Genomic DNA, 24113 nt, shown 5'->3' with positions numbered 1-24113 from the left:
GAACTCTCCGGCATCTAGAACTCCCCGGTCCGGTCGGTCCGCAGCCGCTCGAGCACCAGCAGCGCCACCGCGCACACGATCATCAGAATCGTCGAAAGGGCCATCGCCTGGCCGTAGTTGAGTTCCCCGGCCCGCCCGAGCAGCCGCGCCACGGCGACCGGCAGGGTCGGGTTGTCGGGCCGCGCGATGAACACCGTCGCCCCGAACTCCCCGAGCGAGACCGCGAAGGCGAACCCGGCCGCGATCAGCAGCGCCCGCCGCACCATCGGCAGATCGACCTCCCGCCACACCCGCCAGGGCGACGCCCCCAGCACGGCGGCCGCCTCCCGCAGCCGTACGTCCACCGCCCGCAGCACGGGCAGCATGGTCCGTACGACGAAGGGGACGCCGACCAGTGCCTGCGCGAGCGGCACCAGGATCCACGAGGACCGCAGGTCCAGCGGCGGCTCGTCCAGCGCGATCAGGAACCCGAACCCGACGGTCACCGCGGACACCCCGAGCGGCAGCATCAGCAGCGCGTCGAACCCGCGTACGAACCGGCCCGCGTCCCGGCGGGTGAGCGCCACGGCGGCCAGACCGCCGATCAGCACGGCGATGGCGGTGGCCACGACGGCGTACTGCAGCGAGTTGCCGATCGCCTCGATCGGCGGCACCAGGAAGAGCCCGCCGTCCTCGCTGGTCAGCGCCCGGTAGTAGGCGAAGTCGGGCGCGTCGAGGGACCGCTGCACCAGGACGGCGAGCGGCAGCAGAAGCAGGACGACGACACAGACGAGGACGCCGGCCAGCAGCGCCCACTGACCGGCCCCGCGCGGCCGGCGTGCGGTCACGGACGCGTCTACCAGCCGCAGGGCGGTCTCCCGCCGCCGTACGGTCCACGCGTGCAGGGCGAGGATCCCACCCACCGCCACGAACTGGATCAGCGTCAGCACGGCGGCGGTGGACAGGTCGAAGATCTCGGACGTCTGCCGGTAGATCTCGACTTCGAGCGTCGAGAAGGTCGGCCCGCCGAGGATCTGCACCACACCGAAGGAGGTGAAGGTGAAGAGGAACACCATCAGCGCGGCGGCGGCCACGGCGGGCGCGAGCGCGGGCAGCGTCACCTTCCGCCAGGCCGCGAGCCGGGAGGCGCCGAGCATCCGCGCGGCCTCCTCCTGCCGCGGGTCCAGCTGTCCCCAGAGCCCGCCGACGGTCCGTACGACCACCGCGTAGTTGAAGAAGACGTGCGCCAGCAGGATCGCCCACACGGTCGTGTCGAGGCGTACGCCCCACAGCTCGTCCAACAGCCCGCCGCGCCCGACGAGCGCCAGGAACGCCGTACCGACGACGACCGTCGGCAGCACGAAGGGGACGGTGACGACGGCCCGCAGGACCTGCTTGCCGGGGAACTCGAAGCGGGCGAAGACATACGCGCCCGGCAGCGCGATCAGCAGCGTGAGCGCGGTGGAGGCCAGCGCCTGCCAGGTGGTGAACCACAGCACGTGCCGGACGTCGGACTGCCCGAGCACGTCCGCGATCCGGCCGAGGTGCCACACCCCGTCGACCTTGAGTCCGCGGACGACGATCGCGGCGACGGGGTAGGCGAAGAAGACCGCGAAGAACGCGACGGGAACGGCGATGAGGCCGAGCCGCGCCGCCGCGCTCTTCCCGGGGCCCTTGCGCGGGGCTACTTCAGTACGAGCGAGGTCCACGACTTGACCCACTGGTCACGGTTGTCGGCGATCTCGGCCGGGTCCATGGTCTCGGGATCCTTGGCCTGCGGACCGTACTTCGTGAACTCGGCCGGCACCTGCGCGCCCTCCCGCACCGGGTAGACGAACATGTTCAGCGGCATGTCGTCCTGGAACTCCTTCGTGAGCAGGAAGTCCAGGAGCGCCTTGCCGCCCTTGGCGTTCGAGGCGTTGCTCAGCAGACCCGCGTACTCGACCTGGCGGAAGCAGGTACCGGTGGCGACGCCGGTCGGCGCTGTTGTCGGCTTCGGGTCGGCGTAGATCACCTCGGCGGGCGGCGAGGAGGCGTAGGAGACGACGAGCGGCCGGTCGGCGCCGGTCTTCTTGCCGGTGGAGGAGCCGGAGAACTCCTCGTTGTAGGCCTGCTCCCAGCCGTCGACGACCTTGACGCCGTTGGCCTTGAGCTTCTTCCAGTAGTCCGCCCAGCCGTCGTCGCCGTACTTCGCGGCCGTGCCGAGCAGGAATCCCAGTCCCGGCGAGGAGGTGGAGGCGTTCTCGGTGACGAGGAGGTTCTTGTACGCGGGCTTGATCAGGTCGTCGAACGAGGTGGGCGGGGTCAGCTTGTGCTTGCTGAAGTACGCCTTGTCGTAGTTGACGCAGATGTCGCCGGTGTCGATCGGCGTGACCCGGTGCTTGTCCTCGTCGGCCCGGTACTCGGGCAGGACCAGGTCGGAGCCCTTCGCCTCGTACGACTGGAAGAGACCGTTGTCGAGGGCCCGGGACAGCAGGGTGTTGTCGACGCCGAAGAAGACGTCGCCCTGCGGGTTGTCCTTGGTCAGGATCGCCTTGTTGACGGCCTGCCCGGCGTCGCCGTCCTTGAGGACCCTGACCTTGTAGCCGGACTGCTTCTCGAAGTCCGCGAGGACGTTCTTCGAGACGGCCCACGAGTCGTGGCTGACGAGGGTCACGGTCTTGGAGTCCCCGCCGCCGCTCCCGCCGTCGGAGGACCCGCACGCGGAGAGCGTGACGAGGCCGAGTCCCACGGCGACAACCGTGGCCTTCTTGGTGATGCTCACAGAATTCCTCCTGGGGGTGGCCAGGAAGAGACGCGGCCCTGCCCGGGCGCCTCGGAAAAGTCCGAGAGCTCCCGGGCAGGGCGCAACAGCTCGAGTAGTGACCGAACTTCCTACCCAGAATGACCTGGGCGAGGTTCAGAGGGTCTGCGGCCGGTGCCGCACTCTCAGCGCTGTGGCGCTCCCCTGTCGGAATATGAAGATGTACGTACGGACGTCACACTACCGCTCGGTCGCGGCGAGCTGACCACACGCCCCGTCGATCTCCTGTCCACGGGTGTCCCGGACGGTGACCGGCACACCATGAGCGGCGATGGCCTCGACGAACGCCTTCTCGTCCTCGGGACGGGAGGCGGTCCACTTCGAGCCCGGCGTCGGGTTCAGCGGAATGAGATTGACGTGCACGGGCTTGCCCTTGAGCAGCCGCCCGAGCCGGTCACCGCGCCACGCCTGGTCGTTGATGTCCCGGATCAGCGCGTACTCGATGGACAGCCGGCGCCCGGACCGCTCCGTGTACGCGAAGCCGGCGTCCAGGACCTCGCGCACCTTCCACCGCGTGTTCACGGGGACGAGAGTGTCGCGCAGCTCGTCGTCGGGGGCGTGCAGGGAGATGGCGAGCCGGCACTTGAAGCCCTCGTCGGTGAAGCGGTTGATCGCCGGGACGAGTCCGACCGTCGAGACGGTGATCCCACGCTGCGAGAGCCCGAGCCCGTCCGGCTCGGGGTCGGTGAGCCGGCGGATGGCCCCCACAACCCGGTTGTAGTTGGCGAGGGGCTCACCCATACCCATAAAAACGATGTTGCTGAGCCGCGCCGGACCACCGGGAATCTCGCCGTCCCGCAGCGCGCGCATCCCGTCCACGATCTGGTGCACGATCTCGGCGGTGGACAGGTTCCGGTCCAGGCCCGCCTGCCCGGTCGCGCAGAACGGGCAGTTCATGCCGCAGCCCGCCTGCGAGCTGATGCACATGGTCACCCGGTCCGGGTAGCGCATCAGCACCGACTCGACGAGCGTCCCGTCGAACAGCCGCCACAGCGTCTTGCGGGTGGTGTCCTGGTCGGTCGACTGGTGCCGGACGACCGACATCAGGTCGGGAAGCAGCGCCTCCTGGAGCCGGCCGCGGGAGCCGGCCGGGATGTCCGTCCACTCCTGCGGGTCGTGCGCGTACCGCGCGAAGTAGTGCTGCGAGAGCTGCTTGGCACGAAACGGCTTCTCACCGACCGCGGCCACCGCTTCCTTGCGCTCGGCGGGCGTGAGGTCGGCGAGGTGCCGCGGCGGCTTCTTGGCTCCGCGCGGGGCGACGAAAGTGAGTTCTCCGGGCTTAGGCATGGCTGTACCAGTGTCGCAGATCCACTCGCATGCCCCGGTCGGCTCAGAAGCCGTCGGTGATCACGAGAACAATCCGAGTGACGTAGAACCTGATCCGGGCCGGCCTCCGCAGTAGCGCCGCACCCGGCGCCGGCCGCCCTGGTCGAGCAGCGCGCCGCACCACTGACACGGCAGATCACCGCGACACCTGCCGCCGCCATCCAGCCGCGCCCGCTCCATGGGCGGACCTTAATGGGCCGCCCACCAGCCGGGCTACGCCGTCGGGTGCTCCAGCTGTTCCTTGAGCAGTTGCTCGTCGCGCGGCAGTTCCTTGCGGAGCTGTGGGCGGACGACGAGAGGGACGAGGACCTTGCCGAGGCCGTGGCCCTCGAAGTCGACGTCGATCGTCACGCGGGAGCGTCGCCCGTCGTCGAGCGGCTCGATCTCACCGTGGACGCTCGGCCTGACCGGACCGTCGACGCCGTGCAGACCCCAGCTGACCGGCGGGACGACCTCGGTGAACTCCACGGTCATCGGCATCTCACGGGTGCCGATGCGCCGGGTGACCCGGACCCGGGAGCCCTCCTGCAGCGGACCCTCGTCGAGCCGCTGCGCGGAGACCGCGCTCAGCTGCCACTCGGGCAGGTGAGAGGAGTCCGTGACATACGCGTAGACCTCGTCGGGGCTGCAGTCGACATCGATCACTTCTCGGATGGCGGACATCGCACCCCTCCTTCCAGGGTGAACCCATTTGAGGGCTTACACCGGAATCGTCCCACTCCCCGGCCGGGGAGGCCATCGCCCGGAAACCCGAGGAGCCCCCGCCGAAGCGAGGGCCCCACGAGAACGACGTACGACGGTCAGCCGGACACGACCGGCCACGACCGGACGCGACGACGGTCAGCCTGACCCGACGAAGATCACCATCAGCAGCCACACCACCGGAGCCGTGGGCAGCAAAGAGTCCAAGCGATCCATGATGCCGCCGTGCCCCGGCAGCAGCGTGCCCATGTCCTTGATGCCCAGGTCCCGCTTGATCATCGACTCGCCGAGGTCGCCCAGCGTGGCGCTGGCCGCGACCGCGAAGCCGAGGATCAGCCCCTGCCACCAGGTGCCGTCCTCAATCAGGAACTGCATGCACAGCGCGCCCGCCGCCATGGCGAAACTCACCGCTCCGAGCAGGCCCTCGCGGGTCTTGCCCGGGCTGATGCGCGGAGCGAGCTTGTGCTTGCCGAAGCGCCAGCCGATGGCGTACGCCCCGGTGTCGCTCACGACCGTCAGCAGCAGGAACGTCACCACGCGCCGGTGTCCGTCGTCGGCGGCGAGCATCATGGCGACGAACGTGGCCAGGAACGGGACGTAGAAGGCCGCGAAGACACCCGCGGTGACGTCCCTGAGATAGCCCTCCGGCGGTTCCGTCATCCGCCAGACCAGAACGGCCAGCGCGGTGAGCGCCATCGCCACCCACGCGCCCTCGGCACCCCGGACGTAACCTGAGACCACCATGGCCGCCCCGCCGAGCGCGAGCGGCACCAGGGGCGCCTTGATGCCCTTGCGCTCCTCCAGCCGCCTCGTCAGCTCCCACAGGCCCACCACGACGGCGACCGCTATGACCCCGACGAACACGGCCTTGACGACGAACAGCGACGCGACGATCACCACGCCCAGCCCGACGCCGACCCCTATGGCCGCACTCAGGTCACGGCCCGCGCTCTTCTTCTGCGGCGCGGACGCCGGCTGCGAGGAGGAGTCGGGCATGGGCTCCGGATTCTGCGGCACCGCCCCGTAGGACGGCGTCTGCTGCATGTCGTCAGGGCCGTAGGACGGGGCCTGCGGCGGGTCGTACGGCTGCGACTGCCGTACCTCGTACGGCGGCTGCGGCGTCTCGTCGCGGAACAAGGGGCCACTCAGCCGAGCGGCCCCCCGGTCGTCATCCTGGTCTCCGCCATGTGCGGGTACGTCGGGCACGATGGGCATGGGGCGAGTCTGCTGCGCGTCATGCGCATCGTACGTGGGACCCGCCGGGCCGGCCCCTTGGGCAGGGCCCTGGTCGGTGGGCCCCCAGTACCCGGCGGGTGGCCCGGTTTGTGGCGGAGAGCCCCAGGAAGAGTCGTTCATCAGACCTCGAGCAGCTCCGCTTCCTTGTGCTTGAGGAGCTCGTCCACCTGGGCGACGTACTTGTGGGTGGTGTCGTCGAGCTCCTTCTCCGCACGGCGGCCCTCGTCCTCACCGACATCGCCGTCCTTGACGAGCTTGTCGATGGCGTCCTTGGCCTTGCGGCGCACCGAGCGGATGGAAACCTTGCTGTCCTCGGCCTTGCTCCGGGCGACCTTGATGTAGTCGCGGCGGCGCTCCTCGGTCAGCTCGGGGAACACCACTCGGATGATGTTGCCGTCGTTGCTCGGGTTGACGCCCAGGTCGGAGTCGCGGATCGCCTGCTCGATGTTGCGCAGCGCGGTCTTGTCGAACGGCGTCACGACCGCCATGCGCGGCTCCGGCACGGAGAACGAAGCCAGCTGGTTGATCGGCGTCGGCGCGCCGTAGTACTCCGCCACGATCTTGTTGAACATCGCCGGGTGCGCACGACCGGTGCGGATCGCGGCGAAGTCCTCCTTGGCGACCACGACGGCCTTCTCCATCTTCTCCTCGGCCTCGAGGAGGGTCTCTTCGATCACCACTTGCTCCTGCGTGTCTTGAGTAGGCCCGGCTGCGGTTCCTTGGTGGGGGCGGCGGCCGGCTGCGTCGCGTCTTCTTCCTGCACGGTTCCCGACCGGCAGGACATTGTCCATCCCCCGGTCAGGGTCATCAGCCCTGGCTGACTTGGTCACCCACAAGCGTGCCGATCTTCTCACCCTTGACGGCGCGCGCGATATTGCCCTCGGCCAGAAGCTCGAACACCAGGATCGGGAGCTTGTTGTCGCGGCACAGCGTGACGGCCGTGGCGTCGGCGACCTTGAGGTCGCGGGTGATGACCTCGCCGTAGCCGAGGGCGTCGAACTTGACCGCGTCGGGGTTGGTCTTCGGGTCGGAGTCGTAGACCCCGTCCACGCCGTTCTTGCCCATGAGCAGCGCCTCGGCGTCGATCTCCAGGGCGCGCTGGGCGGCGGTGGTGTCGGTGGAGAAGTACGGCATGCCCATACCGGCGCCGAAGATGACCACACGGCCCTTCTCCAGGTGCCGGACGGCGCGCAGCGGAATGTACGGCTCGGCGACCTGGCCCATGGTGATGGCGGTCTGTACCCGGGACTGGATGCCCTCCTTCTCCAGGAAGTCCTGGAGGGCGAGGCAGTTCATGACCGTGCCGAGCATGCCCATGTAGTCGGAGCGGGCGCGGTCCATGCCGCGCTGCTGGAGTTCGGCACCGCGGAAGAAGTTGCCGCCGCCGATGACGACGGCGATCTCCGCGCCGTCCCGCACGACCGCCGCGATCTCGCGGGCGATCTTGTGCACCACATCGGGGTCGACGCCCAGGCCCCCGCCACCGGCGAACGCCTCTCCGGACAGCTTCAGCAGAAACCGCCCGCGTACTTTGCCGTCGTCGCTCTTCTGGGCCTTGGTGGTCATGGCGTTCTCACTTCTTTGACGGGTCACACATACGAAGAAGGCCATTGCCGGTGGGGTGTGGTTCGCATCCCATGCGCGGCAATGGCCTCCTCGTCAGATCTGCTGTCGTCCGCCACACATGTGACGGCGTACGCGGACGACTGCTGCCGACCCTATCGGGGTCGCGCGTCGATCGCGGTACGGACTCAGATGCCGACCTTGATGCGCGTGAAGCGCTTCAGGGTGACACCTGCCTCGTCCAGAACCTTCTGGACGGACTTCTTGTTGTCGAGCGCGTACGGCTGGCCGAGCAGCGTGGCGTCCTTGAAGAAGCCGTTGACGCGACCCTCGACGATCTTCGGCAGGGCGGCCTCGGGCTTGCCCTCGGCGCGGGTGGTCTCCTCGGCGACGCGGCGCTCGGACTCGACGACCTCGGCCGGCACGTCCTCCTTGGAGAGGTACTTCGGCGCGAAGGCGGCGATGTGCTGGGCGACGCCCTTGGCGATCTCGGCGTTGGGCTTGTCGAGCTCGACGAGGACACCGATCTGCGGCGGCAGGTCGGGCATCGTGCGGTGCATGTACGCCGTCACGAAGCCGTCCGCGAACACCGCGAAGCGGTCCAGGACGATCTTCTCGCCCAGGGTGGCGTTGGCCTCGTCCACGAACGCCTGGACGGTCTTGCCGGGCTCGATCTCGGAGGCGAGCAGCGCCTCGAGGTCGGCCGGGGCGGTCTTGGCGACGTGCTCGGCGATCGTGGTGGCGACGGCCTGGAACTTGTCACCCTTGGCGACGAAGTCCGTCTCGCACTTCAGCTCGACGAGGACGCCGGAGGAGTTGTCGTCAGCGATGATCGAGACCACGGCGCCGTTCTCGGCGGAGCGGCCCTCGCGCTTGGCGACGCCCTTCTGGCCCTTGATGCGGAGCGCCTCGACTGCCTTCTCGACGTTGCCCTCGGCCTCGTCCAGCGCCTTCTTGCAGTCCATCATGCCGGCGCCGGTGAGCTCGCGGAGCTTCTTGACGTCGGCGGCGGTGTAGTTCGCCATGATTCTGGAATCTCTCTCGAAGTCTGAAGATCTACCGGTGCCGGACGGCGGGGGCTTCGTGGGCCCCCGCCGTCCAGAACCCGAAGGTGTGTGAGGGGTCAGGCCTGCTCGGCGTCCGCGGCAGGGGCCTCGGCGGCGGGGGCCTCAGCCTCGACGGGCGCTTCGGCGGCAGCCTCGGCCGGAGCCTCAGCAGCGGCCTCCTCGGCCGGCGCCTCGGCGGCGGGGGCCTCAGCGGCGGGGGCCTCGGCAGCAGCCTCGGCAGCGGCGGGGGCCTCGGCCTCGTCGGCCTTCTTCTCGCCCTCGAGCAGGTCGCGCTCCCACGCGGCCAGCGGCTCGCCCGCGGCCTTGTCGCCCTTGCCCTCGGTGGCGACACCGGAGCGGGAGATGAGGCCCTCGGCGACCGCGTCGGCGATCACACGGGTGAGCAGCGTGACGGAGCGGATCGCGTCGTCGTTGCCGGGGATCTTGTAGTCGACCTCGTCGGGGTCGCAGTTGGTGTCGAGGATGGCGACGACCGGGATGTTGAGCTTCCGGGCCTCGCCGACCGCGATGTGCTCCTTCTTGGTGTCCACGATCCAGACGGCGCTGGGAACCTTGGACATCTCGCGGATACCACCGAGGGTCTTCTCCAGCTTGGCCTTCTCGCGCGAGAGCACGAGAAGCTCCTTCTTGGTCAGACCGGACGCGGCGACGTCCTCGAAGTCGATCTGCTCGAGCTCCTTGAGGCGCTGCAGACGCTTGTAGACGGTCGAGAAGTTGGTGAGCATGCCGCCCAGCCAGCGCTGGTTGACGTAGGGCATGCCGACGCGGGTGGCCTGCTCGGCGATGGCCTCCTGCGCCTGCTTCTTCGTGCCGACGAACATGACCGTGCCGCCGTGGGCGACGGTCTCCTTGACGAACTCGTAGGCGCGGTCGATGTACGACAGCGACTGGAGCAGGTCGATGATGTAGATGCCGTTGCGCTCCGTGAAGATGAACCGCTTCATCTTCGGGTTCCAACGACGGGTCTGGTGACCGAAGTGGACGCCGCTTTCCAGCAGCTCCCGCATCGTGACGACGGCCATGGCCGTTCTCCTTGGTGTTCTCGGTTGTGCCGCGCGCGCCGGATGGCACTCGCGCCTGACGCCCGCGATGCGCCTTGCCGCTAGGGACCGAGAGGCGCTGACACCAGCTTTGTGACGGCCTGATGTCGGGGCGTGCGAAGTCGACCCGGTGACCCGGATCGCCAGAAGAAGTGTACGGGACCCGCGAGGCACCGGGTGACGCCGCTGTCCACAACCAGGGAGTAGTCCACAGGCCCCGGCCGGGAGCGGAGCGCGTGCGGGACCGTTCTCGCATGCGAGCGATGCGATGTCTGGCTACGTGGACGGGGCTGCTGCTGCTTCTGACGGCGACAGTGCTGACCTGCACGCCCCCACCGAGCAGCCTGCCGACCCCTTTCCGCCCGGCGGCCACGGACACCTCCGTCCCGCCCCTCGGCCGCACCTGGCCGGTGGGCACCCGCCCACCGATCCTGCGCGGCTGGGAACCCCCCGCGACGCCCTACGGCCGCGGCCACCGAGGCGTCGACCTCACGGCCGCCCCCGGCACACCAGTACGAGCGGTCGCGGCGGGCCGGGTGTCCTTCGCGGGCCGGGTGGCCGGCAAGGGGGTCGTCTCGGTGGAACTGCCGGGGACGGGCGACCCACCCCTGCGCACGACGTACGAGCCGGTACGGGCGTCGGTGAAGAAGGGCGAGGAGGTGGCGGCGGGCGAGGTGGTGGGCACGGTGGAGCCGACCGGCTCGCACTGCACGACTGCGTGCGTGCACTGGGGCCTACGCAGAGGCGAGACCTACCTTGACCCACTGTCGCTGCTGCCACCCTGGCTGCTCACCCGAGGACCCTCGCGGCTCCTGCCGGTGATCGGCGTACCGGTACCGCCGTGACCTCCGTAGCTGCGGGTCCCGTCCCAGCCGCCGTAGCTGCGGGTCCCGTCCCGGCCACCGCAGCTGCGAGTCCCGCCCCCCACCGCAGCTGCGGATCCCGCCCCAGCCACCGCAGCTGCGAGTCCTGCCCCGGCCACCGTAGCTGCGGGCAGTCGTGCCGCTGGGGCGGCACGGGTGGGCGCAGCGGCACCCCGCCGGCGCCGGGTTGCGCGACCCACCCCCGCCCAGCAACAGTCGACGCGTCAGCCTCGGACACCCCGCAGAGCCATAGAAACCGCCGCTTCCGTAACCACGCCCGGCTCCTCCGCCGCCCCCAGCTCGATCCGCCGCACCGCCGCATCCACAACCCCCTGCAACAACATCGCCGCCATCCGAGGCTGCTCGTGCCCCATCTCCCCCAACGCCTCGACGATCATCGCCACCAGCCCCCCGTGCGCGGCCCGGATCTTCTCCCGAGCCCCCGCATCCAGCTCACTCGCGGAGATCGCCACGACAGCCCGGTGCCGCCGGTCCCCGACCAGCGCCAGCTGCCGGCGCACATACGCCTCGACCTTGGCGTCAGGTGTCCCGGCCCGCTCCATCGCCGCCGACACCTCGGCCGCCCACACGGGAAAGTCGACCTCGCACAGCTCCTCGACCACGGCGGCCCGCGACCGGAAGTACTCGTACACGGACGACCGCGCGAGACCCGTCCGCTCGGCCAGGGCCGGGAAGGTCAGCGCCTCCGTCCCGCCCTCGGACAACAGGGAACGAGCCGCGTCCAGCAGGGCGGCTCGCTGCATCGACCGGTGCTCGGCCACGGAGGCCGCTCGAATCCTTGGCACGTCAACCACTCTACGGACGGAGCATCGCCGGCGGGAGTGGCTCCTACCGCTCCGCGCCCTCAGCGACCGAAACTCGCCAGCTTCGCGCGCAGCTGGAGCACCGACTTGGTGTGGATCTGACTCACCCGGCTCTCGGTCACCCCCAGCACGTTCCCGATCTCGGCGAGCGTGAGCCCTTCGTAGTAGTACAGCGTCACCACGGTCTTCTCCCGCTCGGGCAAGGTGTTGATCGCCCGCGCCAGGAACCGCCGCAGTTCCCGGTCCTCGGCCACCTCCACCGGGTTGTCCGCGGCGGTGTCCTCCAGCGTGTCCATGAGGCTCAGCCGGTCGCCGCCCTCACCGCCGACGTGCAGCAGCTCCTCCAGAGCCACCACGTTCGCCAGCGACAACTGACTGAAGACGGCGTGGAGTTCGTCGACCGCGATGCCCATCTCGGCGGCCACCTCCCCCTCGCTCGGCGTCCGCCGCAGCCGCGCCTCCAGCGTGGCGTAGGCCCGCTCGACGTTGCGTGCCTTCTGCCGTACGGACCGCGGGATCCAGTCCAGCGCCCGCAGCTCGTCGATCATCGCGCCGCGGATCCGGGTGATCGCGTACGTCTCGAACTTGATCTCCCGGTCGACGTCGAACTTCTCGATCGCGTCGATGAGCCCGAAGACCCCCGACGAGACGAAGTCCGCCTGCTCCACATTGGGCGGCAGACCGACGCTCACCCGTCCCGCCACGTACTTCACGAGCGGTGAGTAGTGCAGGATCAGCTGCTCGCGCAGCCGCTCGTCCCCCGTCGCCTTGTACGACCGCCACAGCTCGTCGAGCGTCGAGGGAGCGGGCGGCCGCACGCTGCCACCGTCGCGGGCGGCTGGGGGGATCGCCGCCCGGTCGGACCCGGAGGTGTGCTGGGGCATTCGTCGCCTTGTGCCGTTCTGCCGTGAAGTGGGGGGACCTGGGTGAGCTGTCGGACTGATGGGGTTCTGATGCCGAGTCGCCTGTCTGTGTCGGAATCCTCGTGAGCGTAGCGTGACTGAAGTGTCGCGGTGCGCGAAGGGCGAGGCTCGGACCATGCGCAGATACGTTCCGCTGGACGCCCTGCCGAGCCCCGTCCGTCGCTCTACGTGATCACCGGAGGGCGCCAACTGCGGGAATTTCCAAGGGCATCAGGGTTCCCTCGGACGGCCGAACACGCTCGGTCAACAGCCGCGTCCGCCACCGCCCGCGGAGATCATTGCCTGGCGTGTCAACTTCCAGCCGTCGCCGTGTCGTTCGACGTAACCAAGTGATCGGAGTTCGTACAGCCTCGCGATCGCGTCGTCCCGGGTCGTCAGCGCGCCGCGCGCGATCTCGTCCGGCGTCGCCGCGCGGCGTCCGGGCAGTGCGGCCAGGACCCGCCGGGCGGCGGCGTCGAGCAGATCACGCGGCAGCACGGGCCCGCGCCGGTCCGGGGCCAGCTCCCCCATGTCGCCGACGAGTTCGACGACTTCCGCGGCGTCCGTGACCAGCACCGCTTCCCCGCGCAGCAGCTCGTGCACACCGGCGGAGAGGCCGCTGGTGGCCGGACCGGGCACGCCCATGGTGTGGCGGCCCAGGCGCTGCGCCGCACGTGCGGTGACCAGCGAACCGCTGCGGTGGGCGGCCTCGACGACGACCGTGCCCCGGGTAAGCGCGGCGATGACCCGGTTCCGCAGGACGAATCTGCTCGGTGTCGGGTGATCGCCGGGCGGCAACTCCCCGATCACCAGCCCCTGTTCCGCGATCCTGCTGATCAACTGGGTGTGTCCGCGCGGGTAGGGCCGGTCCACTCCGCAGGCGAGTACGGCGACGGTGGCGCCGCCGGCACCGAGGGCACCGCGATGGGCGGCGCCGTCGACCCCGTAGGCACCGCCGGACACCACGACCCAGCCGCGTTCGGCGAGGTCCGCGGCGAGGGTGGCGGCCATGTGGGCGCCGTACTCGGTGCAGGCGCGGGCGCCGACCACGGCCACCGAGCGGAGCGCCCACATACGCAGGCTGGGCTTTCCACGCACCCACAGGCCCAGGGGCCGGGCGTCCCCCAGGTCGTCGAGCTGTCCCGGCCACTCGGCGTCGCCCGGCCCCACGAACCGCACCCCGGCGTCCCGCGCGACGGCGAGATCCCGCCCGGGCTCGGCCGCCGCCGCCCGCCCGAGCAGCCCGGCCCACCTCTTGTCACTCACCCCGGGCAACGGCACCCCACCGCCCCGCAACCGCCGGACCACCTCCCGCACCCCGTACTCCCGCACCCACCGCCCGGCGACCTCGTCACCGGGCTCGATGACCCGGGCGAGGAAGACCCGCCCGATCAGCTCGCCGTCCGGTTCGTCGCCGACACTCACGTCAGCGCTCCGATGGCCATGGGAACGCCCCGTGGCACTCCCGTGCGCAGTTGCAGCGCCAGGGCGACGTCCGTCGCGTCGGGACGGTCGTGGCCGACGAGGTCCGCGACGGTCCAGGCCACGCGCAGCACGCGGTCGATCCCGCGAGCGGTCAGCACGCCCCGCTCCAGGTTCCGCTCCGCGTCGTCCATGGCACCGGGTACGGCATGCCAGCGGCTGCGCAGCTCGCGTCCGGGAACCTCGCTGTTCGTGCGCCACGGGGTACCGGCCAGCCGGGCCACCGCTCGTTCCCTGGCCTCCCGGACCCGGCCGGCCACGGTGGCCGTGGACTCGCCCCGCGCACCGCGCTCGGTCAGCTGGGCGCGGGTGACCCGGTCCACCTCGACCCGCAGGTCGACCCGGTCGAGGAGGGGGCCGGACAGCCTGGCCTGGTAGCGCCGGATCGCCGAGGGCGGGCACTCGCACAAGTCGTCCGTCCGGGAGAAGCGGCCGCACGGGCAGGGGTTGGCGGCCAGCACCATCAGGAACTTCGCCGGGAAGCGCACCACGCCCGCAGTGCGTGCGATCACGACATGCCCGGCCTCCAGGGGCTGCCGGAGGGCGTCCAGTGCCTGGCTGTTGAACTCGGGTGTCTCGTCCAGAAAGAGCACACCTCGGTGAGACAGCGACACCGCCCCGGGACGGGCGATGCCGGGCCCCCCGCCGACCAGCGCCTGCATCGTCGCCGAGTGGTGCGGGGCGCAGTAGGGGGCGACGTCGATCAGCGGCTTGCCCGGAGGCAGCAGGCCGGCCACCGAATGCACCGCCGTGACCTCCAGCGACTCGATCCGGCCGAGCCGCGGCAGGATGGCGGGCAGCCGCTCCGCGAGCATCGTCTTCCCGGCACCGGGCGGACCCTCCAGGAACAGGTGATGTCCGCCCGCCGCGGCGACCTCCACGGCCGTGCGTGCCGAGATCTGGCCGACGACATCGGCGAGGTCATGGCCGTGGTCGAGCTGGGCGGCACCCACACTGTGCATGCCGGTGGCCGCGCCGGTGCCCGGCACCCGCAGTCCGGCGAGGAGCGGGTCGGGGCGGCCCACCTCGTCCGGCTCCTCGTCCGGCACGGGCTCGTCGGCGAGGACCGCGATCAGCTGCCGCAGGCTGCGCACCCCCAGCACCGACACACCGGGCACCAGGGATGCCTCGGCGGCGGCACTTTCCGGTACCACCACCTGTTCGTAGCCGGCGTCCGCCGCGGCCAGCACCGCCGGCAGGATGCCCCGCACCGGCCGCACGCGACCGTCCAGGCCCACTTCTCCGATCATCACGATGTCGGCGAGCACCCGCGGATCGATCCGCTCGGCCGCCCCCAGCACCGCCGCCGCGACGGCGAGATCGAAACCGCTGCCGCTCTTCGGGACGGACGCCGGACTCAGGCCGACCGTCAGCTTCTTCTGGGGCCAGGTGGCGCCCGAATTGACCACCGCCGCCCGGACCCGGTCCCGGCTCTCCGTCAGGCTCTTGTCCGGCAGTCCCACCAGCGTGAACGCCGCGACCCCGGGCTCCAGGTCGGCCTGGACCTCGACCACCACGCCCTCGACGCCCACCAGCGCCACCGAGCACGTACGCGCGAACCCCATCTCAGGCCACCCCCCGCACATGCTCGACCACGGGCGCCCCGCGGCTGGGCAGGACGACCCCCACCAGGTCGATGCGGACCCCTCCCGGCGGTGCCCCTCCGTGTGCGTGGATCCAGCGTTCGGCGAGGCCTCGCAGGCGCTCCGCCTTGTCGGGGGTCACCGCGGCCATCGGATGCTCGAAGAGCCCGGCCCGCCGCGTCTTGACCTCGCAGACGACCAGGACGTCCCCGTCCCGCGCCACGATGTCGATCTCGCCGGTCCTGCCACAGCGCCAGTTGCGCTCCAGGACCGTCATCCCGGCCTCCGCCAGCCGCCGCGCGGCCAGCGTCTCGCCGTACTTGCCGAGTGCACTGCGTGCCTGATGTGTGTTCATGTCGGCACCACCTCCGGCGCCAACCGTCACGCACTCAGGCCGACCAAGTTGATCTTGGTGGACTACTCACCGGTTGTGGAAAACTCCGCCACCCCGGAGAGGGAACCTCACCCGCGATCTCACCCGCCGGGCAGCTCCAGATCGTTCTTGTTCAGCTCCTCGATGTTCACGTCCTTGAACGTGAGCACCCGCACCTGCTTCACGAACCGAGCCGGCCGGTACATGTCCCACACCCAGGCATCCGCCATGGACACCTCAAAGAACACCTCGCCCTGGACCGAGTGCACCTGCATCTCGTAGTCGTTGGTCAGATAGAAGCGCCGCTCGGTCTCGATCACGTATTTGAACAGACCGACGACATCGCGGTACTCCCGGTAGAGCTTGAGCTCCATCTCGGTCTCGTACTTCTCGAGGTCCTCGGCGCTCATGGCATGTTCCCCTTCAGCCGTGCGATCCCACCATTGTGCGCCAGCCCCGCGAGCCCCTAGACGATTTCGGTGTCCAGGGTCACGGGTCCGGCCGGGGGACCTTCGTCGAGCAGCCTGCGCAGCAGCTCGGCGAGTCTGGTCGGATACACCGTCTCATGTGCCTGGTTCAGTTCCCGACACGTCCACCAGCGCGCTCCGGCGACACTGCGCCGCTCCAGCTCGGTCAGCCCCATGGCCGCGGGCACCACGCTGGGCGTATGAGCCGTCCGGGCCAGGTAGTACCACTCGTCCTGGTCCCAGCGGCGGCCGGCGAACGGGAACGAGCACGTCCGCCGCCAGAGCACCGGGCCGAGCTCGACCTCGGTGATGCCGGTCTCCTCGGCGAGTTCCCTGAGCGCGGCCTCTTCACGTGTCTCGTCGCCCTCCAGGCCGCCGCCGGGGGTGAACCACCAGTCGTCGGCCGGATCGTCCGGCTCATGGCCGTGCAACAGGAGGATGCGGTCCTCGGGGTCGAGGAGGACCACCCGTGCCACCTTGCGCAGGCCACCCTCGTACGTGTCCGTCGCCTCAGCGGGCACCGGCCGGCTCCGTCCGCGTCCGGGAGCGGGAGCGCCCGCCGAGCAGCTTGGCGACCGGTCCGTACGCGCCTCCGCCGAGGACGAGCACGGCCCCGACGACGATCAGCGCGACGATCGTACGGAGCGGTCCCGGCGAGGACAGCGTGCCGAGCGCCTCGAAGCCGGTCGGCCGCCCCAGCATGCCGTTCATGGGCCAGACCACGGCGTCCACCCGGGCCGTCACGGCGCTCCGGGCCACCGTGCCGTTCGCCGCGTCGGTGAGGTGGGTCGAGGAGTCCAGGGAGCCCGCTCGCTCGTCGCCCAGCAGGAACAGCCGGCCCTCCGGCACCGTCACGGTCGGGAAGCCCGTGATCTCGGCCGCGCTCCCCTCGGGCAGATACGGTTCGTCGATCTGCTTGCCGTTGACGGTCAGCTTGCCCTTGCTGCAACACGCCACCGTGTCGCCGCCGACCGCGACCACTCGCTTGACCACGGGGGCGTTGGTCACCCAGGTCTTGTCCGAGAACACGACGACGTCGCCACGGCGTATCTCACCGCCGTCGACCCGCTGGGCCAGGACCCGGTCGCCGGCGTCGATCGTGGGCGTCATCGAGCCGGTGGGCACGGTGTACGGGCGGTAGACCACCGCTCCCCAGGCGAAGCCCCCGAGGAACAGCACAAGGCCCAGTGCGACGGCCAGTCCGGACAGTCGCTGTCCGGTCCGGCTGCCCACCGGGCCTGTGTCCCCGCTGCGCGGGGCCGTACGCGTCGTGCTCTCGCCACCCATGGATCCGCACCCTACCCGGCGGTACCTGACCCGGTCAGCCCTTCGGCCCCGACCAAGGTCACAAGCTGTACGAGGGTTTTGTCGAGCCTTGACCTCAGCGTGTCGCGACGACGGTGATCTTCCGACGGCGCCACAGCGCCACCGGCACCACGCCGACGAGGGCGAGCGCGTCCGGCGCGACCGTCAGGGCCGGGGACGCCGACGACTGGGTGTTCAGACCGGACTGGTCGAAGGTGTCCGGGACCGGCAGGGTGCCCCAGCGGTTGATCGGCCAGGCCTTCACGATGGCGCGGCCGACGACCTCGTCCACCGGGACCATGCCCTTGTTCTTGTCGTTCTGGTTGTAGCGCGAGTCGCGCGAGTTCTGCCGGTGGTCGCCCATGACCCAGATGAAGCCCTTGGGAACCTTCACCGTGAACTGGCCGCCCTGGTCGTCCTGGCTGCACGGCGTGTTGCCGGGATAGACGTACGACGCCTCGTCCAGCGCCTTGCCGTTGACCTTCAGCGGGCCGGTGCCCGAGCACGACACGGTGTCGCCGCCGACGCCGATGACCCGCTTGATCAGGTCCTTCTCCTCCGCGGACGGCATCAGGCCGATCCAGCTGAGGAACGTCTGCACCGCGTTCGGGTCCGCCACCGGCTCGCCCGCCAGCCAGTTGGCCGGGTCGTGGAAGACGACGACCTCGCCGCGCTCGGGCTCGGAGCCGAACCACGGGGTGAGCTTGTCGACCAGGACGCGGTCACCCTCCTGGAGGGTGTTCTGCATCGAGTCGGAGGGGATCGAGAACGCCTGCACCAGGAACGTCTTGATCAGCAGCGCGAGCACCAGCGCGATGCCGATCAGAATGGGCAGCTCCTTCCAGAAGGAGCGCGGCTTCTTCCCCTTGGGGGCCGAGCCACCCGGCCCCTCGTCGCCCGTCCCGGTGTCCTCGGTCATCGTGCCGTCCTCGGTCGCCCCGGAGTCACTCCCGGAGGTCACGGCGCTGTTCGCGGCCGGGCCGGCGGATTCCACGGGGCGCCCGCGGTGCTCCTCGCCGTCGTGCCCGGACCGTGCGCCAACCGCCACATCCCCCACGCCAACTCCTTACTCTGTGCCGCCGCCTGCCCCACATTCGGCGCAGGCCCACCACTCCCATAACGAGCGGGAATGCCGCAGGGCTCGGGAGTTGGATCGATGCGTTCGGATCGTCGGGTGCAACCCTAAGCGACGGCGGAGCGGCCGCGGTCGACCCGGTCGCCGAGTCGGACACGGAAGCGTAGGTTTTCGGCTCCTCCAGCGAGCTCCAGTGGCCGAAGGGCCAGGCGATGACCCTGGCCCGGCCCACTACCGAGTCCTCGGAGACCGTGCCCCGGTAGTCGGTGTTCTGATGCGCGCGGGAGTCCGCGGAGTTGGCCCGGTGATCGCCCATCACCCACAGCCGCCCCGGCGGGACGGTGATGTCGAACTCGGTCGTGGAGGGGGCGTTGCCGGGATACAGGTAGTCCTGCTCGGTCAGGGGAACGTCGTTGACGGTGACGCGCCCCTGGGTGTCACAGCACTTGACGCGGTCGCCGCCGACGCCGACGACCCGCTTGATGAGGTCCTTCTCGTCGTCGGACGGCAGCAGGCCGATGAAGGTGAGCACCTCCTTGACCTGCTTGACGACGATGGGGTCGTCCTTCTTCGTGGTGGTCGTCTCGTCGTTGAGCCAGCCTCCGGGGTCCTTGAACACGACCACGTCTCCGCGCGCGGGCTTGGAGCCGAACCACGGGGTGAACTTGTCGACCAGGACCCGGTCGCCGATCTGGATCGTCTGCTCCATGGAGCCGGACGGGATCACGAACGCCTGGACGAGGAAGGTCTTCAGGACGAGCGCTATGAGGACGGCGACACCGACGAGGAGGGGTATCTCCTTGACCGCTCCGCGCCTGCGGCGCCGCTTGACCTTGCGCTGGAGCTTGCGCCGCTCGGCGCGGGTACGACCGGCGGACGAGGCGGAGGAGGAACGTCGGGAGCCGGTGGGCAGCAGGTTGTCGGCCGCGCTCTCGGGCACACCGCGCGGTTTGCCGCGGTTACCCATGGGCGCCGTCCGCTGGTCCGGGCTCAGTCGTCTCCGGGGTGGGCACGCGCGCGTAGGCGTCGGGGCGGTGGAGGCGGGTGAAGTGGCCGACGGGCCAGAGGATCCAGTCGGCTCGTCCGATGACCTCGTCGACGGGGATCATGCCGCCGCCCGGTGAGCCCAGGTGGTCGCGGGAGTCGCTGGAGTCGCTGCGGTGGTCGCCGAGGACGAACAGGGTGCCGACGGGCACCTCGACGTCGAAGGACACCGTGGAGGGGCTGTCACCGGGATACAGGAACGTCGACTCGTCGACCGACCGGCCGTTCACCTCGATCCTCCCCTCCTTGTCACAGCAGACCACGTGGTCTCCCCCTACCCCCACAACGCGCTTGACGTAGTCCCCGTCCCCGAAATACCCGGTTCCGTCGAACACGACGACATCGCCGCGCTGCGGATCGGCACCGAAACGGTACGCCAACTTATTTACGAGAACGCGGTCCCCGATCCTCAATCCGCCTTCCATGGATCCGCTGGGAATCTGGAAGGGCTGCAGCACGAAGTTGCTGAGCAGCAGCAGGAACAGCAGACAGACCAACAGGGCGAGGCTGATCCGCCCGCCGGGCAGCCACGTGGCGGCCCGCGTCACCAACACGAAACGCGACCGGCCCTCCGGCCCCCCTGTGTCCGAGATCTCCTCGGCATCAAAGGGGCGGGAGGAGCGGTCGCGCTCCGTCGGCTGTGCTTCGGTGTCCATCGGGGCCAGATGCTATCCGGCCCCTCTGTGGGACCCCGCGCGAGATCAGTTGTCGCGCTTCTCCTTGATCTTCGCGGCCTTGCCGCGCAGCTCGCGCAGGTAGTAGAGCTTGGCGCGACGCACGTCACCGCGGGTGACGAGCTCGATCTTCTCGACGATCGGGGTGTGCACCGGGAAGGTGCGCTCGACGCCGACGGAGAAGGAGACCTTGCGGACCGTGAAGGTCTCGCGGACACCGGCGCCCTGGCGACGGATGACTACGCCCTTGAACTGCTGCACACGGGAGCGGTTGCCCTCGATGACGCGGACGTGGACGTTGACGGTGTCACCCGGGCGGAAGGCCGGGACGTCGCTGCGCAGCGACGCGGAGTCGACGGAGTCGAGCAGGTTGGACATTTCGTCTGCTTTCCTCGCTGATGCCACAGGTCATCAACGGAATCTAGGTCTCTGGAAGGAGTCGTACGGTCGGGGCGGGCGTCGTGTCCCCCTGTGGCAGGGGCGCACGCCCGGACGACGCACAACAGCGACCTATTGTTCCATGCCCTCTGGCCTGCGCCAAAATCGGCCGTACGGCCCCCCCGCCGGATCTGGCGCCCAGCCCAGGATGGAGAGCATCTCGCGGTCCTTCTTGTCGAAGACCTTGGGGTCGCAGCGCTCGATGAGGTCGGGCCGGTTGGCCGTCGTACGCTTCAGGGCTTCGTCCCGACGCCAGCGGGCGATCTTGCCGTGGTGGCCGCTGAGCAGCACGTCCGGGATCCCGCGCTCGCGCCACCGGGGCGGCTTGGTGTAGACGGGGCCCTCCAGGAGGCTGGCCATGGCTCCGGGCGCGAAGGAGTCGTCCCGGTGGGACTCGGCGTTGCCCAGGACACCGGGCAGCAGCCGCGCCACGGCCTCGGTGACGACGAGTACGGCCGCCTCACCGCCGGCCAGGACGTAGTCGCCGATGGAGACCTCGTAGACCGGCATCCGCGTCGCGTACTCGTTGATGACGCGCCGGTCGATGCCCTCGTAACGGGCCGGCGTGAAGATCAGCCAGGGGCGCTCGGAGAGCTCGACGGCGAGTTCCTGGGTGAAGGGCCGGCCGCTGGGGGTGGGGACGATCAGCGCGGGCGCGTGGGAGCCCGTCTCGTAGCCGTCGGCGAGGACGGAGTCCAGCGCGTCGCCCCACGGGTCGGTCTTCATCACCATGCCCGGGCCGCCGCCGTACGGGGTGTCGTCGACGGTGTTGTGCCGGTCGTACGTCCAGGTGCGCAGATCGTGCACCTGGACGTTCAGTTGGCCACGCGCGCGTGCCTTGCCGACGAGAGAGACGTTCAGAGGGTCCAGGTACTCGGGGAAGATGGTGACGACGTCGAGCCGCATCACGCCTCGTCCCCGGACGAGCCGTCGGCCGCCTCGCCGGTCTCGTCCCTGGAGGACGCGATCTCCGCCCGGTCGTCGATCAGACCCGGCGGCGGGGAGATGACCGCCCGCTGCTCCTCCAGGTCGATCTCGGTGACGATCTCCTCGACGAAGGGGATCATGACCTCGCTCCCGTCGGGCCGCTCGACGATGAAGAGGTCCTGGGAGGGCAGGTGCGAGATCTCGGTGATCCGGCCGACCTCCGTGCCGTCCTCGGTGACCACGTCGAGGTCCATGAGCTGGTGGTCGTAGTACTCGTCCTCCTCCTCGGGCAGCGCTTCCGGGTCGATCTCGGCGATCAGGAGGATGTTGCGCAGGGCCTCGGCGGCGGTCCGGTCGCGGACGCCCTCGAAGCGCAGAAGAAGACGGCCGCTGTGGACGCGGCCGGTCTCGATGGTGAGCGGGCCCGCCGAGGCGGGGTCGGTCGCCAGTACGGCGCCGGGTGCGAGCCGCAGTTCGGGCTCGTCTGTACGGACCTCGACGGTGACCTCGCCCTTGATGCCATGGGCGCGGCCGATCCGCGCGACTACGAGCTGCACTTTTCGAAGATCTCCTGTCGTGACGACCCGTAACGACTACGGGCCGGGGACGGCCCAGTGGCCCTCCCCGGCCCGAGCCGGTGTTGCATGTGGCGTCAGCGGACGTGGTCCACGTCGACGAGGTCGACGCGGACACCGCGGCCGCCGATGGCGCCCACGACGGTGCGCAGGGCGCGTGCGGTGCGGCCGTTGCGACCGATCACCTTGCCGAGGTCGTCGGGGTGCACCCGGACCTCCAGCACCCGCCCGCGACGCAGGTCGCGCGAGGCGACCTGCACATCGTCAGGGTTGTCGACGATGCCCTTCACGAGGTGCTCGAGAGCCTCCTCGAGCATGCTCAGGCCTCGGTCGGCGCAGACGCAGAGGACTCCGCCGGGGCGTCGTCCTTCTTCTCAGCCTTCTTCTTCTGGGTGATGGCCTCACCCTTGCCCTCGTCGTCGCCACCGAGAGCCTCGAACAGCGGACGAGCGGCCTTCTCGGCCGGCTGGAGCAGCGGAGCCGGGGCGGGCTCGCCCTTGAACTTCTGCCAGTCGCCGGTCTTCTTCAGGATGGCGAGCACGGGCTCGGTCGGCTGCGCGCCGACGGAGAGCCAGTAGGCCACGCGCTCGGCGTCGACCTCCATGCGCGAGGGGTTCTGCACCGGGTGGTACAGGCCGATCTCCTCGATCGCACGACCGTCACGACGGGTACGGGAGTCGGCGACGACGATGCGGTAGTGAGGCGAACGGATCTTGCCCAGACGCTTCAGCTTGATCTTGACTGCCACGGGAGTGGGTTCTCCTGGATTTGACGTGATTGGGCACGGCGAGATGGCCGCGTGGGGTTGCGGTACCCGAGTGCCCGATGGACGCGTCAGCCGGAGGCGAGAGGGTTCCTGTGCGGCTGTCGAGTACAGCTAGCCATTGTGCCATACCCTGCGGGTCGCGTAGGACCGCGGGTGCGGCGAGGCATGCCTGAGAGACCCGGCGCCGCGGGGTGCCGCCGCGTACGACCACGGCGGCGCCCCGCGCCCATGCCACCCGCTCGTCCGGCACCCACGAGATGCCGGTGTGACGGTCAGCTCGCCGCGGCGCCCACGACCTCCGGGATGCGGAACGGCTTCCCGCACCCTCCGCACACGATCGGCGCCTGGGCCAGTACCGACGGGACGACTCGGACGTTGCGGCCGCAGTCGCAGACCGCCTTGACCCGGACGCCACCGCCGGAGGAGCCGTGCCGGGCGGCCGGGCCGCGGAAGGTACGGGACGTGTCGGAGGCGGTCGCCACCGAGTGGGCCTTCAGGGCGCGCTGGAGGCGCTCCATGGTCGGGCGGTAACGGCGCTTCGCCTCGGGGTTGAGCGTGACCAGGGAGAAGCCACTGCTCGGGTGCGGCTCCTCCGGGTGGTCCAGGCCCAGCTCCTCGGCGATCGCGAGGAATCTGCGGTTGTGGTAGCGGCCGGCACGGGACGTGTCGCGGATGCCGCGCGCGGCGGCGATGCCATGGACTGCCTCGTGAAGCAGTCGCTCGAAGGAGAGCTCGTGACCGCACGCGGACGACGACTCCCCGATCAGGGACTCTGGCGCGGCAAGATCGGGCAGCTCGGGGTGGTACCGCTGAATGTCGGCCCACGCCTGCGCCAGCTCTGCGGCGAGAACAGGTGGTGTCTGTGTCGTGCTCACGTAATGACAACGAGCCAGAGTGCCCCTGTGTTCCGATTCCGGGGCATCCCAAATATTTTGCACGTACCCGTCAGTTGCCGCTGATGCGTCCTGACGAGGGCGGGTGCGCTGATCTGCGGATAAGCCTCACAGCTCGTACCAAGCCGGTGCGTAGTCTGACGTACGCCCCGGCACGTAGACGATGTCCGCGCGCCGGGGTGACTGTGGTCCGCAGTTGCGCAAGA

The 24113-nt window shown here is 70.0% G+C and carries 27 protein-coding genes and 1 riboswitch; of the genes, 1 reads left to right on the top strand and 26 read right to left on the bottom strand.

The window, feature by feature from the left end; translation table 11 throughout:
- Nucleotides 1–14 precede the first annotated feature (14 nt).
- The 9 genes from QFZ76_RS35840 to rpsB all read right to left on the bottom strand — a co-directional run bounded on the left by QFZ76_RS35840 (nt 15) and on the right by rpsB (nt 9698).
- Nucleotides 15–1688: an iron ABC transporter permease gene (locus QFZ76_RS35840; RefSeq protein WP_307677564.1), complete on the bottom strand. Its 1674-nt coding sequence runs from the start codon at nt 1686–1688 to the stop codon at nt 15–17.
- The gene (locus tag QFZ76_RS35835) at nt 1664–2743 is read right to left on the bottom strand and encodes a thiamine ABC transporter substrate binding subunit (RefSeq protein ID WP_307677563.1); all 1080 of its coding nucleotides are present in this window, start codon (nt 2741–2743) and stop codon (nt 1664–1666) included. Before QFZ76_RS35835 ends, QFZ76_RS35840 begins: the two co-directional genes overlap by 25 nt.
- A gap of 89 nt (nt 2744–2832) precedes the next feature.
- A riboswitch (TPP riboswitch) is annotated at nt 2833–2938 on the bottom strand.
- A 24-nt stretch (nt 2939–2962) separates the two neighbouring features.
- Nucleotides 2963–4069 (bottom strand): 23S rRNA (adenine(2503)-C(2))-methyltransferase RlmN, encoded by a 1107-nt coding sequence (gene rlmN / locus QFZ76_RS35830; RefSeq protein ID WP_307677562.1) that lies wholly within the window; start codon nt 4067–4069, stop codon nt 2963–2965.
- Nucleotides 4070–4321: 252 nt separating this feature from the next.
- On the bottom strand, nt 4322–4771 hold the full coding sequence (locus QFZ76_RS35825; RefSeq protein WP_307677561.1) for an SRPBCC family protein: 450 nt from the start codon (nt 4769–4771) through the stop codon (nt 4322–4324).
- Between the two features lie 177 nt (nt 4772–4948).
- Nucleotides 4949–6166: a phosphatidate cytidylyltransferase gene (locus QFZ76_RS35820; RefSeq protein ID WP_307677560.1), complete on the bottom strand. Its 1218-nt coding sequence runs from the start codon at nt 6164–6166 to the stop codon at nt 4949–4951.
- Nucleotides 6166–6723 (bottom strand): ribosome recycling factor, encoded by a 558-nt coding sequence (frr, locus tag QFZ76_RS35815; protein ID WP_266433260.1) that lies wholly within the window; start codon nt 6721–6723, stop codon nt 6166–6168. The genes QFZ76_RS35820 and frr overlap by 1 nt, the downstream gene beginning before the upstream one ends.
- Before the next feature lie 130 nt (nt 6724–6853).
- Nucleotides 6854–7612, bottom strand: coding sequence for a UMP kinase (pyrH, locus tag QFZ76_RS35810; RefSeq protein WP_266433261.1), 759 nt, complete (start codon nt 7610–7612; stop codon nt 6854–6856).
- Nucleotides 7613–7797: 185 nt separating this feature from the next.
- A complete protein-coding gene (tsf, locus tag QFZ76_RS35805; protein ID WP_266433263.1) occupies nt 7798–8634 on the bottom strand; it encodes a translation elongation factor Ts in 837 nt (278 codons plus the stop codon).
- Between the two features lie 98 nt (nt 8635–8732).
- Complete coding sequence (gene rpsB, locus QFZ76_RS35800; RefSeq protein WP_307677559.1) at nt 8733–9698, bottom strand: 30S ribosomal protein S2; 966 nt, start codon at nt 9696–9698, stop codon at nt 8733–8735.
- 272 nt (nt 9699–9970) lie between these two features.
- Here rpsB and QFZ76_RS35795 point away from each other — a divergent pair, with 272 nt between their 5' ends.
- A complete protein-coding gene (locus QFZ76_RS35795) occupies nt 9971–10561 on the top strand; it encodes a murein hydrolase activator EnvC (protein ID WP_307677558.1) in 591 nt (196 codons plus the stop codon).
- Between the two features lie 242 nt (nt 10562–10803).
- On the opposite strand, the gene QFZ76_RS35790 is transcribed toward QFZ76_RS35795, so the two are convergent.
- The 17 genes from QFZ76_RS35790 to QFZ76_RS35710 form a co-directional block, all read right to left on the bottom strand.
- Nucleotides 10804–11361 carry a TetR/AcrR family transcriptional regulator gene (locus tag QFZ76_RS35790; protein ID WP_307680225.1) on the bottom strand — a complete coding sequence of 186 codons (558 nt, stop codon included), beginning with the start codon at nt 11359–11361 and terminating at the stop codon, nt 10804–10806.
- Between the two features lie 83 nt (nt 11362–11444).
- On the bottom strand, nt 11445–12287 hold the full coding sequence (gene whiG / locus QFZ76_RS35785) for an RNA polymerase sigma factor WhiG (protein WP_266433269.1): 843 nt from the start codon (nt 12285–12287) through the stop codon (nt 11445–11447).
- Between the two features lie 282 nt (nt 12288–12569).
- Nucleotides 12570–13730 carry a DNA-processing protein DprA gene (gene dprA, locus QFZ76_RS35780; RefSeq protein ID WP_307677557.1) on the bottom strand — a complete coding sequence of 387 codons (1161 nt, stop codon included), beginning with the start codon at nt 13728–13730 and terminating at the stop codon, nt 12570–12572.
- Nucleotides 13727–15352, bottom strand: a complete 1626-nt coding sequence (locus QFZ76_RS35775) for a YifB family Mg chelatase-like AAA ATPase (protein ID WP_307677556.1) — start codon at nt 15350–15352, stop codon at nt 13727–13729. The genes dprA and QFZ76_RS35775 overlap by 4 nt, the downstream gene beginning before the upstream one ends.
- Nucleotide 15353: 1 nt before the next feature.
- Complete coding sequence (locus QFZ76_RS35770) at nt 15354–15725, bottom strand: YraN family protein (RefSeq protein ID WP_307677555.1); 372 nt, start codon at nt 15723–15725, stop codon at nt 15354–15356.
- A gap of 119 nt (nt 15726–15844) precedes the next feature.
- Complete coding sequence (locus tag QFZ76_RS35765) at nt 15845–16153, bottom strand: DUF2469 domain-containing protein (RefSeq protein WP_069765426.1); 309 nt, start codon at nt 16151–16153, stop codon at nt 15845–15847.
- 56 nt (nt 16154–16209) lie between these two features.
- The gene (locus tag QFZ76_RS35760; protein WP_307677554.1) at nt 16210–16731 is read right to left on the bottom strand and encodes an NUDIX hydrolase; all 522 of its coding nucleotides are present in this window, start codon (nt 16729–16731) and stop codon (nt 16210–16212) included.
- A complete protein-coding gene (gene lepB / locus QFZ76_RS35755) occupies nt 16721–17497 on the bottom strand; it encodes a signal peptidase I (protein WP_307677553.1) in 777 nt (258 codons plus the stop codon). The genes QFZ76_RS35760 and lepB (QFZ76_RS35755) overlap by 11 nt, the downstream gene beginning before the upstream one ends.
- Before the next feature lie 94 nt (nt 17498–17591).
- Nucleotides 17592–18572 (bottom strand): signal peptidase I, encoded by a 981-nt coding sequence (gene lepB, locus QFZ76_RS35750; protein WP_307677552.1) that lies wholly within the window; start codon nt 18570–18572, stop codon nt 17592–17594.
- Nucleotides 18460–19557, bottom strand: coding sequence for a signal peptidase I (gene lepB, locus QFZ76_RS35745; protein WP_307677551.1), 1098 nt, complete (start codon nt 19555–19557; stop codon nt 18460–18462). The genes lepB (QFZ76_RS35750) and lepB (QFZ76_RS35745) overlap by 113 nt, the downstream gene beginning before the upstream one ends.
- Nucleotides 19550–20290 (bottom strand): signal peptidase I, encoded by a 741-nt coding sequence (gene lepB, locus QFZ76_RS35740; RefSeq protein ID WP_307677550.1) that lies wholly within the window; start codon nt 20288–20290, stop codon nt 19550–19552. The genes lepB (QFZ76_RS35745) and lepB (QFZ76_RS35740) overlap by 8 nt, the downstream gene beginning before the upstream one ends.
- 45 nt (nt 20291–20335) lie before the next feature.
- On the bottom strand, nt 20336–20686 hold the full coding sequence (gene rplS / locus QFZ76_RS35735) for a 50S ribosomal protein L19 (RefSeq protein WP_266433287.1): 351 nt from the start codon (nt 20684–20686) through the stop codon (nt 20336–20338).
- Between the two features lie 132 nt (nt 20687–20818).
- The gene (trmD, locus tag QFZ76_RS35730; RefSeq protein WP_307680224.1) at nt 20819–21652 is read right to left on the bottom strand and encodes a tRNA (guanosine(37)-N1)-methyltransferase TrmD; all 834 of its coding nucleotides are present in this window, start codon (nt 21650–21652) and stop codon (nt 20819–20821) included.
- Nucleotides 21652–22230 carry a ribosome maturation factor RimM gene (gene rimM / locus QFZ76_RS35725; RefSeq protein ID WP_307677549.1) on the bottom strand — a complete coding sequence of 193 codons (579 nt, stop codon included), beginning with the start codon at nt 22228–22230 and terminating at the stop codon, nt 21652–21654. The genes trmD and rimM overlap by 1 nt, the downstream gene beginning before the upstream one ends.
- Before the next feature lie 95 nt (nt 22231–22325).
- Nucleotides 22326–22565, bottom strand: coding sequence for an RNA-binding protein (locus QFZ76_RS35720; protein WP_005479813.1), 240 nt, complete (start codon nt 22563–22565; stop codon nt 22326–22328).
- Between the two features lie 2 nt (nt 22566–22567).
- Nucleotides 22568–22996: a 30S ribosomal protein S16 gene (gene rpsP, locus QFZ76_RS35715; protein WP_266433292.1), complete on the bottom strand. Its 429-nt coding sequence runs from the start codon at nt 22994–22996 to the stop codon at nt 22568–22570.
- Nucleotides 22997–23286: 290 nt separating this feature from the next.
- A complete protein-coding gene (locus QFZ76_RS35710) occupies nt 23287–23889 on the bottom strand; it encodes a hypothetical protein (RefSeq protein ID WP_266433294.1) in 603 nt (200 codons plus the stop codon).
- Nucleotides 23890–24113 lie beyond the last annotated feature (224 nt).

Source organism: Streptomyces sp. V4I2, assembly GCF_030817655.1.
Classification (GTDB): Bacteria; Actinomycetota; Actinomycetes; order Streptomycetales; family Streptomycetaceae; genus Streptomyces; species Streptomyces plumbiresistens.
Note: the sequence above shows the minus strand (reverse complement) of the source record. Positions and strands in the feature narration are given on the sequence as shown.